The sequence below is a fragment of the Brachyspira hampsonii genome, assembly GCF_002214805.1.
GTDB lineage: Bacteria > Spirochaetota > Brachyspiria > Brachyspirales > Brachyspiraceae > Brachyspira > Brachyspira hampsonii.
The window spans coordinates 851,434-864,842 of the sequence record NZ_CP019914.1 but is presented as its reverse complement, the minus strand read 5'-3'; the positions used below and the strand labels follow the sequence as shown (position 1 = coordinate 864,842).

The window sequence follows — 13,409 nt, the reverse complement described above, 5'->3', positions numbered from 1 at the left end:
TTATAAGAAATTATAATTATTTTTTCTTTTTATAATATTTGCTTACTATATTAATCATTTTTTTATCCTGAATAGCCTCAGCATATTCTAAAACATTGTAGCTTTCTTTTATACTTCTGCCATAGTCATTATCAGGTTTCATTTTTATATTTAAATCAACACCATTTTTAAATAAATATTCAGCAACTTCATAATTATGTTGGTCTATAGCATGAAATATCGCAGTATAGTTTATATCATTAGGATAATAGTTCACATCAGCCCCATTTTCAACCAATGCCTTAACTATTTCTAAATTACCCGCACCTGCAGCAATTGCTATAGGTGGATAATAATCTAAAAATTTTGTATCTAAATCGGCACCATTATCTTTTAAGAGTTTTACCACTTTAGGAGTAGATGCGGCAAGTATACTAGCAGGAGCAACTCCGCCATCATTTGTAGCATTTACATCTGCACCATTTTCTATTAAAAGTTTTGAAGCTTCATAAGGATTTTCTCCTGTAACAGCCCAAAGTAATGGAGTATCCCCGTTATCATCAGCTTTTCCATTAACATCTATTCCATTATCTATTAAATATTGCATTATATTAATATTACCTTTTTCAGAAGCATAAATAAGTGCAGATGCTCCCCATGATGATTTTTCATTTATATCTGCATTATTTTCTACTAATAAATTAAACATTTCTTCATTGCCGTTTTCACATGCAAGTATAATCATATTTTTGCCGTCTTTATTTTTTATATTTATATCAGAGTCATGTTCTATTAATAATTTTGCCATCTCTATATTATCAGTTCTTACAGCTTCCATTAAAGCATTAAATCCATCGTCTGCTCTTAAATTAACTAAAGCCCCATTATCAATCAAAGCTTTTGCTATATCATAATGCCCATATGATGAAGCTATCATTAAAGGGGTAGAATTAGTATAGTGTGTAACATTACCTATAATAAGATCACCTTTTGAAGCAGCATTTATACCGCCCTCATTTATCAATTCAATCATTTCAGCTACGTCTGTTTTATTTTTATTTCTTTCTAATAGTTTTAATAATTCATCGCTTGGCATTATTATTTCATTTGTCATTGATGTGTTTTTTAATTTTTCATTATTACTTTCATTAAATGTACTATCTCTCATTTCTTCTTTTATTTCTTCAGTATATTCATCAGCTTCTTTGTCAGGCTCTATTAATGTATTATCTGTTTCTATATTATTCATGATGCTTTCTTTTACTTTATCATTATTGCTTTCATTATTTGCTGCATATGAAGTTATTACTATAATTAGAGTTGCCATCAGAATGAGAATGATTTTATTTTTCATAATACTATCCTTAATATTAATTGTTTAAATGATATCATATAATATATTTTTAGTAAATATTTTAATAAGTATTAAATTATATTAATTATTAGAGATTAAAATATTTTTTGTTAAATAAAAAAGGCCATTATATTTTTATAACAGCCTTTTATTATTAAAAATTATTTATCTAAATTTTTAATTAGAATCTTTTTTTACCATGTTTTTTTTCTTTTTTTGTATGTTCTTCTTCAACATAGTCAGCAGGTTTTTCAAGCAATGCTTTTCTGCTTAAAGAATATTTGCCGCCCTTAACATCCAATATTTTTACTTTCACTTCATCGCCTATTTTTAGAACTTCTTCTACATTCATAACATGTTTATAAGCAAGTTCAGATATATGACAAAGTCCTTCTACTCCCGGAAGTATTTCAATAAAAGCACCGAAATCTTTTATATCTTTAACTATTCCGTCATAAACTTCGCCAACTTCAGGATCTTTAACATAAGCGTTTATAAGTTTTATAGTTTTATCTAGAGTAGGAGTATCAGGAGCAAATATGTTAACTACACCGCTGTCCTGTATCTCTACATCGCTTCCTGTTTCTTCTATTATAGCTTTTATATTTTTTCCTCCCGGTCCTATTAATACTCTTATTTTTTCAGGATTAACATTCATAGTTTTGTATTTAGGAGCAAAATCAGAAATTTCTCCGGCACTAGTTATAGTAGCATCTATTTTGTCAAGTATAAAGTATCTTGCTTTTTTAGCCTGTTCTAATGCTTCTTTTAATATCTGAGTTGAAATACCTGTAAGTTTAATATCTAATTGGAAAGCAGTTATACCCTTACGAGTTCCTGCAACTTTGAAGTCCATATCACCCAAATGATCTTCTACACCTTGTATATCTGTGAGTATTTTATAGCCGTCTTTGTAAGTAGCAAGTCCCATAGCAATACCTGCAACGCTGGCATTAAGAGGAACACCTGCAGAAAGTAATGACATAGTAGAAGCACATATTGTAGCCATAGAAGAAGAACCGTTACTTTCTAATATTTCAGCAACCACTCTTACTGTGTATGGGAATTTATCTTTAGAAGGAAGTACAGCATTGAAAGATCTTTCAGCCAAATTTCCATGTCCTATTTCTCTTCTTCCCGGAGCACCATACCTTCCAACTTCTCCCACAGAAAATGGAGGGAAATTATAATGAAGCATGAAAGTTTTATTTTCTTTGCCGTATATATCGTCCATTAACTGAGCATCTTTCTCACTTCCCAAAGTAACTATAGATAAACATTGAGTTTGTCCTCTAGTGAAAAGAGCAGAACCATGCACTCTAGGTATTAAATTAATCATAGTACTTATTGGTCTTATTTCATCTAAAGCCCTTCCGTCAGGACGCATAGATTTTTCTACTATAGCCTCTCTTACTATTTCCTCTTCTATAGAATGACAAATACCTTTAACTTGAGATATTAATTTTTCATCTTCAGTTGTAGTTTTGATATATTCTTCTATTTCGTCAAAAGCATTATCCATACTTTCATTTCTTTTAGTTTTATCAGGGTTATAGTTGGCAGCTTCTATTTTTGCTCTTCCGTATTCAGTAACTGTTTTTACCAAATCAGCATCAAATTCAAATAATTCCTGTTCTATTTTTTGTGTTCCGCAAAGAGAAGCCATTTCATTTTGCATATCAATATATTTCTGCATTTCTTTATGTGCTAATTCTATAGCTCCGATAAATACTTCTTCAGAAACTTCTTTTGCTTCTCCTTCAATCATTAAAATAGCATCTTTACTTCCAGCTACAATAATATCCAAATCGCTTGTATGAAGCTCGCTATTTTTAGGATTGATAATATATTCTCCATTTTTATACCCTATTCTTACAGCGGCAACCGGACCCCCGAATGGTATCCAAGAAATGGTAAGTGCTGCAGATGAAGCTATTAAAGCTAAAGCATCTGTAGGCATATCGGTATCTACAGAAAGCACTGTAGGTATTATTTGAACTTCATTTCTAAAACCGTCAGGAAAAAGAGGTCTTAAAGGTCTGTCTATGATGCGGGATATAAGTATCTCTTTATCTCTAGGCTTTGCTTCTCTTTTGAAGAAACCGCCCGGAATTTTACCGCCTGCATAATATTTTTCATTATAATTTACTGTTAAAGGGAAAAAGTCAGATTCTAAATTAGGTTCTTTAGCTGCTACAACAGTTGCTAATATGGTTGTGTTTCCAAGCCTCAAGGTTACAGAACCATGTGCCTGTTTAGCTAAAAGTCCGGTTTCTAAAATTAACTCCTCTCCACAAAATACACTTTTGACTGTTACCATATTCTACTCCTTATATTAAGTACAAAACACCGAGAGGGTATTAAAATAAGTAAATTTGATTGAGCAAATTTATTTTCTTAATTTTAATCTTTGTATAAGATTTTTATAAGCTTCTATATCAGTTTTTCTTAAATAGTTAAGAAGTTTCCTTCTTTTAGCAACCATTTTAAGAAGTCCCATTCTTGAATGATTATCTTTAGTATGAGTTTGGAAATGACCTTTTAAATAAGTTATACGATTAGTTAAAAGTGCTACTTGTACTTCTGTAGAGCCTGTATCATGTTCATTCTTACCAAATTCTTTTATTATTTTTGCTTTTTCGTCTGCTGTGATAGACATTGTTTTGTTCTCCTTTTGAAATATTTTCTTATCTTTTTTCATCATTTTCTAATAATTTTTTAACTTCATCTATAGAGTTTACTTTGATATTATCTCTAATATATTTTAGTAATACTACAGTTATTTTTTTACCGTAGATCATTTTAGAGAAATCTAGTATATGGCTTTCTACTCTTAATTCTTTATTGATATTACTAATACCTATAAAAGTAAGAGCTTTATATATGGTATCAGAATTACCTATTCTTACAGTAGAACTGTATACACCCATTTTAGGTATAAAAATATTTTTAGGTATTTCTAAATTAGCAGTAGGATATCCTATTTTTCTTCCTAAAGCATTTCCATGAACCACTAATCCGCTCATAGAATATTCTCTTCCAAGCATTTTATTTACACTAACTACATCGCCGTTTGAAAGGGCTTCCCGTATATTGGAGCTTGATATTTTATTTTTTTTATAATTAAGAAAATTAATAAAACTTACTCCTATACCGCATTCCTTAGAATATTTCTTTAAAAATTCTTTGTCTCCCATTCTATCTTTACCAAATGCAAAATCATCTCCTACAGCGATATGCTTCATACGATAATACTCTATGAGTTTGTCAAAGAACTCTTTAGCTTCCATTGTATAAAATTCTGGTAAAAAGTCAATAACAATTATGTAATTAATCCCCATAGCTTTTATTAAAGCATTATTATCTTCTGTATTATATATTGATACATTTTTCTTTTTGATAACTATTGCTATTGATATTAAATTATTTTTATTGGCGTATTCGACCGTGTATTTTATTAGTTTTTGATGCCCTCTATGCACACTGTCAAATTTTCCTATTGTTATTATACTATCTTTTTTTATAGGGAGTTTGCAAAAATCATTGATAATTCGATTCATTTTAGTGTTCTTTATCCGTTTCTAAATTATTAACTGCTTTTTTATCGTTATTAAGAATTTTTTTCAAAGCTAATGAGACTACTATTGTCATTAATGATGCTATAAATATATATAAATTCATAGTCCAATAATTTAAATTTCTTATTATTACTTCTAATAAATTATATTGTTCTATAGATATAGCAAATATTATTTTTATTATGCCATATAATATAAGAGCATTAAGTATATTATGATACACATACTGTCTGGAATTTAAAGATAGTCCCAACATATAAAAAGCAAATAGCATAATCCATAAATTAATGAATAATAAAGCTATAGCATAAATCGGCATTTCTGTTAAAGTAATTATTTTTTGAAATGCCACTATTAACGGAAATACTTCAAATCCGAAAATTATATCTGCCGTAAAACTTGATATATAATTTTCTACGGAGTTTCTGTTAAATATACTTGATGTCTTTTCTACTACTGAAGTTCCGCTAATTTCTTTTACTTCATGTAAAGATATTTCTTTATCAGTAATATATATGTAATCTCCAATATATAATTTACCCATAAATGCAGGATCTACTAATATTACATTTTTATAGGTATTATCCAAAAGTTTATATCCTACTTTTATTAAATAATTATCAATTTTGGTAAAATATCTTCCTGTATCATCTATAAATAATGAGGTTTTATCATTAAGTTCATTTCTAAGATAGTCTATATTTTTATTAAATGCTACTGTATAAGCGGGGTATAATGTCATAAAAAAAGCAAGTATACCTATTACTATAATAGTAGGCAAACTTCCTGAAAATTTATTTAAAGCTCCTATTATTATTACAGAAGAAATTCCTGATACTATAAAGATAGCAAGGAAATAATGTTCCATCAAATTTTTTATTAAATCAATGTTCATATTTTGATAAATATTATTGGTATCCATAACTTTAAATAAATATATACCAAAATACATTGCAAAAAACACTATAAAGAAAAGTGCAAGAGAAACAAAATTTCTAATAATCTTCATAACTATATATTATATCTATAGAGAGAAAAATTCAAGTATAAAAATAAAATTAAGCTGATTTAATATCATTTAATATTCCGAAATTATAAAAAGCATTATTTATATTGTTAAAAGATTCCAAATAGTTTGATAATTCCATAATATTATAATCATTTTTAACAACACCATACATATTCGCTAAAACTAAATCTCCTTTTTTATGCGATAGTTTTCTTTTTAGCTCTATAAAATATTCCCATATCTCTTTTTCTATAAATAGACAATCGGACAAATCTAATATAATGCTGTTTATATCTTTTTTAATAAACTCTGAAAATAAATCTTTTATTTGAGGAAGATGCTCATCGTATATATTATTATATAAAGATATAATAATAACAGAATCATCTTTTAAATAATAGCTGCTTTCAAATGAAATATCTATCATACGATTACTTTAACAAATTTTTAATTTTTAGTCAATGAATTTTTTTAATTTTATTTTAATCATTTAGTTTTTTTAATTTATCTCTTGTGCTTCTATATATTATTATAGGTCTGTCTCCCGGTATTAATTTTTCTTCTTTCATACCTAAATAAGATTCTCTTTTGGATTGCGTTTTTACCACATTTTTATCTTGTTTTAATACGATATCTGAATATTTTTTGCCTATAAAGTTTATTATATTTTTTATGAAAGGAATATTCATTATTTTCTGATAGAATCTCATATATATAACGGTATTTTCATCATCAACAGGGGCAAATACTCCGAATATACGCATCTTTTCAAATATATAATTCTGCCAAGTATTTGGAAAATAAAAATATAAAAAATATTTAAAATCTTCTTTTCTCATTTCTGATGAACTTAATGCTTTCTGACCATTATCAATAACATTATTTACATAGAATTTTAATATATTGTTATTTTCATCCAGCTCTGTTAATGGTCCATTAACAATAGTTTTATTTCCTCTTCCTATAGTGTTATGATGTACAAAAGCTATATGCACTACATCAAGCTGATTTTCTATGCATCTTGTATAATGATTATTCCATTCATCTTTAATAGTAGAATATGAGAATTTCTTGTCTTTCAAATCATCTGGAAACATTATTTTATCATTAATTTTATCTTTATCTCCATACCAAAACCAAATAAATCCGTATAAATCTCTTACTTCATATCCTTCAACAAAAAAATTTTTATTAACTTCAGTATTTTTTCCGTTGGCTGGAATCATTACTGTTTTTCCGTTTTTATCAAACTGAAATCCATGAAAAGGGCAGGCTATATTATCTTTGCATACTTTTCCATGAGATAATGAAGCCCCTCTATGACAGCATTTATCATCTATGCAGCATATATTGTTATTAGAATCTCTCCAAAATACCAGATTTTTATTTAATCTTTTAGCAAAAAGAGGTTTATTTTTCTTTACTTCTTTTGAATCTAATACGGCATACCACATATTATATATCATAGCTGTATCCTCAAATTTTTTATATGTTGTTACATATTATATATTGTTATTTTAATAAATAAACACTTTATAGGAGGATTTACAAAAATGATAGCAAAAAAGTTTAATAATTTATAAAATATTTAAACTAAGATTAATTAAATGATTAATAATTTCAAGGTTTCCTACAGATTCAAAGCCGGCATCATACAGCATTAATGATATTTTCCAATATATCTTCATTTCATTCAGTGTCAATTAGATATCGTACAAATAAATCATTAAGTCTGTTAATTTCTTCCATAGTTTTTATTATACTGAAAATTTTCAAGTTTGTCAAAACAGTTTTTCTTTTCTCATTATATAGAATTCATTAATATGCTTTTTAAACATAAAGAAATTATTAATGATAGAATTATAATAAACTGAAATATTTAATTAAATATAAAAAATATATAGAGAAATTATAAATTAATAAAAATTTTTTATTATACTTTTTAATATACTTGTTAATAATATTTTTTAATATATAATATTACTGTAAAAAATAATTTTTTTGTAAAAAACAATTTATATTTTAAGGAAATAATTATGGCTTTATCTATAGGGATAGTAGGACTTCCAAATGTAGGAAAATCAACACTTTTTAATGCTTTAACTAATGCCCACGCAGAGGCGGCTAATTATCCGTTTTGTACTATAGATAAAAATGAGGCCACTGCTATAATAAAAGATGAAAGAGTTGATAAATTAGCAGCACTTTTCAAATCAAAAAAGAAAGTTTATAACACAACAACCTTTGTTGATATTGCCGGACTTGTTAAAGGGGCTTCAAAAGGGGAGGGATTAGGAAACAAATTTCTTTCTCATATTAGAGAAGTTAATGCAGTGCTTCATGTTGTTCGTGTCTTTGAAGACGGCAATATTACTCATATAGGAGATGTTGATCCTTTAAGAGATTTAGATATTATATTAACAGAGCTTATGCTTGCTGATATTGAAACTGTTAATGCCAGAATGGAAAAACAAAAAAAGATAGCAAAAGGTGCCAAAGTAAAAGCAGCTGAAGAGGAAGTGGCATTGCTTGAAAAAATACTTCCAGAATTGAATAATTTTAAGCCTGTATTTAGTCTTGATTTGACAGATACTGAAAAAGAAATATTAAAGCCTTTATTTTTACTTACAGCAAAAAGTATGATGATAGGTGCTAATTTGTCAGAAAATGAACTTGCTAACCCAGAGAAAAATCCTAATTATGTAACATTACAAAAATATGCAAATGAAAGAAATATTGAGTTAATACCTTTCAGTGCTAAGATAGAGGCCGATTTACAAGATTTGGATGAAGAGGAGAGATTAAGCTATTTAGAAGATTTGGGTGTTAAAGAATCAGGTGTTGCAAGACTTACAAAGGCTGGACACAGATTATTAAAACTTTTAACATTCCTAACTTCAGGAGAAGATGAAACAAGGGCTTGGACAGTTAGAGAAGGTGCTTATGCTCCGGAGGCTGCCGGTGTTATACACAGCGACTTTGAGAGAGGATTTATCAGTGCTGAAGTCATAAACTGTGATAAACTTTTAGAGCTTGGAAGTTTTGTTAAAGCCAAAGAGGCTGGTGCTATAAGATTGGAAGGAAAGCAGTATCTTATGCAGGAAGGCGATGTTGTAACTTTTAGATTTAATGTTTAATTTTAAAAATTAAAATAAATAAAAAACATATAAAAAATAAAAACAACGATTAGAATAATGAACTTGAATTTTGAAATTAAATATATAAAACTTTTTGTATTGTCAGCCTGTATAGGTGCAGTAGTAGGATTTATAATTTCTATATATAGAATCATATTATATAAATTAAGTGTCAATGTATTTTATGTTTCAAATTTTATATTTGAAAGATGGTATTATCCTATTCTTCTTTTTGTATTTCTTATAAGTATGGGCTGTCTTATAGGTTATATATTAACTCAGTACCCGCAAATAAGAGGTGCAGGAGTTCCTCAAATAAAATATTATATATCTTTGCATGAACCTAAAAATATATTTTTTGAAATTTTATTCAAACTTTTCGGCAGTATGATATCTTTTGCAAGCGGTATTTCATTAGGAAGAGCAGGTCCTTCTATGCATGTAGGTATGCTTGTAGGGCTTTTCTTTCATAAATACTTTTCTAAATTGGCAAAGTATAGAAGATATTTGCTTGTTTCAGGTGCTTGTGCAGGAATGACTGCTACTTTCAGTGCACCTTTTACTGGTATTGCTTTTTCTTTTGAAGAGCTTGGAGAGCAGAAAAACCATATAGTATTTGTATGCATAGTTTTTTCATCTATAGCTTCAATACTAGTTGTGGAGCATATAGTAGGGCAGGGATTTATACTTAATTTTAATTTGCCTAAAATACTTGAGGTAAGACATTATATATCTTTACTTCCTTTCGGTATAATGTGCGGTGTACTTGCTTCTATATTAAATTATCTTATGAATTTCTTTTCTAAAATGTATCAGAAAATTAATAATGATATAATTCGTCCAGTGCCTGCTTTTTTACTTGCCGGTTTAATGATAATGTTTTTTCCTTATGTTTTAGGAAGCGGCGATTTGCTCATAGGAAGTATTGTTAAAGATAAATTTTCTGTTTCTATGCTTTTTGTACTTATATTTGTTAAACTTTTTTATACTTCTGTATGTGCCACATCAGGAGCTGTCGGCGGAGTATTTTTTCCAACATTTATATTAGGAGCTTCAATAGGTTCTTTATATGATATATTCCTTATTAAATATTTTCCAGATTATGCTGTATACGGAGATTTATTTATACTTCTTGGCATAACATCACTTATGTCGGGTGTTACAAGAACGCCTATAATGGTATGTATATTGATACTAGAGATATCAAATTCCATTTCAAACTTTTCAGCTCTGGTTATAGTCGCCATTATATCGTACATGGTTGCTAAGGTATTGGGAGTAACTTCTATATACGATCATAATGATTGATATTTTATTTGTAATAAATATACGAGGCTATTTATCTATTTAGCATACTTGTTTTAAAAGTACTTTACAAGATTAATTTTAGAATTATGAAATATAATGTTATTGTATATCTTGTTTTTTCAGTATAGAAATATGCAGTCTTTCGCTTGCATAGCGAGACAGACAGCATCACAAAAGAAGCGGGTGGTAAGAAGTAGGCAGTATACTTCCAACTATAATTAAAAAATATTAAATTAAAAAAGTATAAATAATAACGAATTGATTTTTGAAACAAGTATTATATATTTAATTGTTTTATAAATTTATTTGCTAATTTATAAACTTGTTTTATTTCTTTTATTTCTAAATTCCAGCTGTTTAATTCTTCTTCAATTAATTTTGGATATTTCTTGCTTATATCTCTTAAAGCATTACCTACAGATTTTCTAACATATTCGCTATTATCCTGTTTTAGATTTGATAATCTTTTAATCGCCTCACTAGGATTTTCTTTGAAGTATGGTTTGCTCGTCCATATTCTTAAACCTTCAGTTACAGAGCGTCTTGTATTAGGATTAGTATCATTCAGCCATTCATCAATAATTGCTATAGATTTTTCATATCCCAATATTTTACAGTGTTCATCAAAAGACTTTGCCAATATTTCCTGAACTCTCCAATTATTATCTTTAGAAACTATATCCTTCATAAAATTAAGAATTTCTTTGTTTTCGGATAAATAACCAAATAAAAATACTGAGTACATTCTTACTTGATACGAATCTGATTTATAAGCCGAGTATGCTAATTCTTTAATATAAGAATTATTATTAGATTTTAAATCAGATAATGCCTTTTTTTCTATTTCTTTAAATCCGTTTGTTATTGATGAAAATTCTATTTCCAAATTTTTAATGTATTTTTTCAGCTATATTCTCCTGTAATATGACAATTATGATTTGAAGTTTAGATTGAAAAATATATATTTAATTAAATATATATATTTTGTTTTATTTATATTATCCGGCTATATCTCCGTATTCTATATTCCTTTCTCCGTCAATATATATTATCAATGAATGATGTTTAAAATAATCAGGTTCAAAAAGTATATGTAATGTAGTATCAGGTCTTGTTTCATCTTCATCAAAATCTATTAGTATTGTATCTATATATATAGCATTAAAAAAATCTTCTTCTTTTATAGGTATTGTTATTAATTCTCCGGATTGATTTTTATATGTGTTTTCATCTATTTGTTCATTAGTTATTACCCATTCTTGTGCTAATTCCAAACATTGTTTATCTATAAGAAAATCTGTAACATTTTTTTTATGTTCATCAATCCATTTCAATATTTCATTTATTTTATCTATATATTTTATAAGCATTTCGGATTTATTTGCTTCTTCTCCGAAATCTATTAATAATGATATTTTTTCATCATTCCATAAATCGCAGTCAGATTCATAAGAAAAGTAATCATTTTCATAAAAATCTTTTATAATCTTATTCTTCATAAATATCCTCTTGTGTTTATAAATCTTTATTTTTAAATATATTAATATATTGTTAATTTTCAAGTATTTATATTCTTTTTTTAGCAGCTTCTATTATTATATTGCATACATTTTCATCGCTGAAACAACCGCTGTCTATTGTAAGATTATAATTCACCATATCTCCCCATTCCATACCAGTGTAGTATTTGTAATAATTAGATCTGTATTTATCCGTATTTATTAATTGAGTTTCTGCCTCCTCCATTTTTACTCCGTATATTCCATATTCTTTTTTGATTCTTTCTATTCTGCTCTTATTATGTGCATGTACAAATACATTAAAGCATTTATGTTTTGTGTTTTTAAGTATAAAATTAGCACATCTTCCTATTATTACACAATTTCCTTTATTTGCTATATCTTTTACAACTTCGCTCTGTATTTCAAACATTTTATCCAAAGTGGAGTATTTTATATGTCCTGAGAAGGGGCTTGAGAAATGTTCTTTATGAAATGCACTAAAAAAAAGGTTATCATTAGTGAATTTTTCTTCCATATTTTCTAGATATTGTTTGTTCATGCCGGTTCTTTTTGCCACTATTTCTATGAATTCTTTATCATAGAAATTGATATTTAATTTATTCGCTATTAATTTTCCTATATTTCTTCCTCCGCTTCCGTACTGTCTGCTTATAGTTATAATAATATTATTCATAATAATTCCATTTTTAAATTAATGTTTTTTATTATAATACAAAAAAAAATTAAATCCATATTAATGTATAGTAATTTTTCCATATTTTGGAAAAATGGTTTGATTTTTTTTGATTAATTGATATAATGTCTTTGGGAATATAATATTAAAAAATAATTATTCTTTTTAAGATAAATATATAATTTGGAGGAAATAAATATGGCTGCTAAAACATTAGAAGAAGTTTTATATCAAATATTTCAAGGTGAATCAAATGCTGCAAATAGATATAGTTTATTTGGCAAAGCATCTAGCAATAAAGCTATTCAGAAAGTATTCTCAACAACATCATTGGCAGAAAAAATTCATGCCGAAAAAATGAGAAAGTTGGCTTTGAGAAGCGGATTAGATATGAGTAAATTTGTACCTCAACTCAATCCGGTTGAACCTGCAGGAGATAAAGAAAATTTAGAAGCAGGTATAAAAGGAGAGGTTTATGAATCTACTATACTTTATCCTCAATTGGCACAGGTTGCCATAGAGCAGAAAAATAAATTGGCTAGCGATACAGTAAATTCATTGGGTAAAGTTGAAACAGAGCATGCTAAACTTTTCCAAGACATTATAGATAATTTCTTGAATAAAGATGCAGATGTTACTTTTTATCTTTGTCCTAGCTGCGGTAATATTTATAGGGATAAAGCCCCTGAAACTTGTGAAACTTGCGGCGGTTCCGGAAAAATGTTTCAAAAATATTAATAACAGCATTTTTTTTGTTATTTTTATAATTAATATATTATTGACTTTATAATAAATTTATGTTAAATAATATAATATTGTAAAAAATAATTTAAAATTAAAGAGGTGAA

Annotated in this window: 13 protein-coding genes and 1 pseudogene; 3 read left to right on the top strand and 11 right to left on the bottom strand. The window is 27.5% G+C overall.

What is annotated here, in order from left to right; genetic code table 11:
• Nucleotides 1-16 precede the first annotated feature (16 nt).
• From BHAMNSH16_RS03510 to BHAMNSH16_RS14220, 8 genes and pseudogenes are all read right to left on the bottom strand, one after another.
• On the bottom strand, nt 17-1,333 hold the full coding sequence (locus tag BHAMNSH16_RS03510; RefSeq protein WP_008730151.1) for an ankyrin repeat domain-containing protein: 1,317 nt from the start codon (nt 1,331-1,333) through the stop codon (nt 17-19).
• A gap of 181 nt (nt 1,334-1,514) precedes the next feature.
• Nucleotides 1,515-3,653 (bottom strand): polyribonucleotide nucleotidyltransferase, encoded by a 2,139-nt coding sequence (pnp, locus tag BHAMNSH16_RS03505; RefSeq protein ID WP_069732232.1) that lies wholly within the window; start codon nt 3,651-3,653, stop codon nt 1,515-1,517.
• 69 nt (nt 3,654-3,722) lie between these two features.
• A complete protein-coding gene (gene rpsO / locus BHAMNSH16_RS03500; protein ID WP_008730155.1) occupies nt 3,723-3,992 on the bottom strand; it encodes a 30S ribosomal protein S15 in 270 nt (89 codons plus the stop codon).
• Between the two features lie 28 nt (nt 3,993-4,020).
• Complete coding sequence (locus BHAMNSH16_RS03495) at nt 4,021-4,893, bottom strand: bifunctional riboflavin kinase/FAD synthetase (protein ID WP_241033645.1); 873 nt, start codon at nt 4,891-4,893, stop codon at nt 4,021-4,023.
• 1 nt (nt 4,894) lies between these two features.
• Complete coding sequence (locus tag BHAMNSH16_RS03490) at nt 4,895-5,920, bottom strand: hypothetical protein (RefSeq protein ID WP_164071385.1); 1,026 nt, start codon at nt 5,918-5,920, stop codon at nt 4,895-4,897.
• A gap of 49 nt (nt 5,921-5,969) precedes the next feature.
• On the bottom strand, nt 5,970-6,347 hold the full coding sequence (locus BHAMNSH16_RS03485) for an STAS domain-containing protein (protein WP_008727610.1): 378 nt from the start codon (nt 6,345-6,347) through the stop codon (nt 5,970-5,972).
• Between the two features lie 55 nt (nt 6,348-6,402).
• Nucleotides 6,403-7,386 carry an aromatic ring-hydroxylating oxygenase subunit alpha gene (locus BHAMNSH16_RS03480; protein ID WP_069732230.1) on the bottom strand — a complete coding sequence of 328 codons (984 nt, stop codon included), beginning with the start codon at nt 7,384-7,386 and terminating at the stop codon, nt 6,403-6,405.
• A gap of 144 nt (nt 7,387-7,530) precedes the next feature.
• Nucleotides 7,531-7,669, bottom strand: a pseudogene (locus BHAMNSH16_RS14220) (Rpn family recombination-promoting nuclease/putative transposase); the annotation flags it as partial.
• 287 nt (nt 7,670-7,956) lie between these two features.
• Here BHAMNSH16_RS14220 and ychF point away from each other — a divergent pair.
• A complete protein-coding gene (gene ychF, locus BHAMNSH16_RS03475; protein WP_008727608.1) occupies nt 7,957-9,057 on the top strand; it encodes a redox-regulated ATPase YchF in 1,101 nt (366 codons plus the stop codon).
• 57 nt (nt 9,058-9,114) lie between these two features.
• Nucleotides 9,115-10,365, top strand: coding sequence for a chloride channel protein (locus tag BHAMNSH16_RS03470; protein WP_039954035.1), 1,251 nt, complete (start codon nt 9,115-9,117; stop codon nt 10,363-10,365).
• A 277-nt stretch (nt 10,366-10,642) separates the two neighbouring features.
• Here BHAMNSH16_RS03470 and BHAMNSH16_RS03465 read toward each other — a convergent pair whose 3' ends face one another.
• The 3 genes from BHAMNSH16_RS03465 to BHAMNSH16_RS03455 all read right to left on the bottom strand — a co-directional run bounded on the left by BHAMNSH16_RS03465 (nt 10,643) and on the right by BHAMNSH16_RS03455 (nt 12,561).
• On the bottom strand, nt 10,643-11,251 hold the full coding sequence (locus tag BHAMNSH16_RS03465) for a DNA alkylation repair protein (RefSeq protein WP_008727605.1): 609 nt from the start codon (nt 11,249-11,251) through the stop codon (nt 10,643-10,645).
• Nucleotides 11,252-11,363: 112 nt separating this feature from the next.
• Entirely contained in the window at nt 11,364-11,864 is a 501-nt protein-coding gene (locus BHAMNSH16_RS03460) for a DUF2262 domain-containing protein (RefSeq protein WP_008726340.1), read from the bottom strand.
• Between the two features lie 67 nt (nt 11,865-11,931).
• A complete protein-coding gene (locus tag BHAMNSH16_RS03455) occupies nt 11,932-12,561 on the bottom strand; it encodes a cytidylate kinase-like family protein (RefSeq protein WP_008727603.1) in 630 nt (209 codons plus the stop codon).
• A 198-nt stretch (nt 12,562-12,759) separates the two neighbouring features.
• On the opposite strand from BHAMNSH16_RS03455, the gene BHAMNSH16_RS03450 reads away from it, so the two are divergent.
• Complete coding sequence (locus BHAMNSH16_RS03450) at nt 12,760-13,299, top strand: rubrerythrin family protein (protein ID WP_008727601.1); 540 nt, start codon at nt 12,760-12,762, stop codon at nt 13,297-13,299.
• Nucleotides 13,300-13,409: the final 110 nt, after the last annotated feature.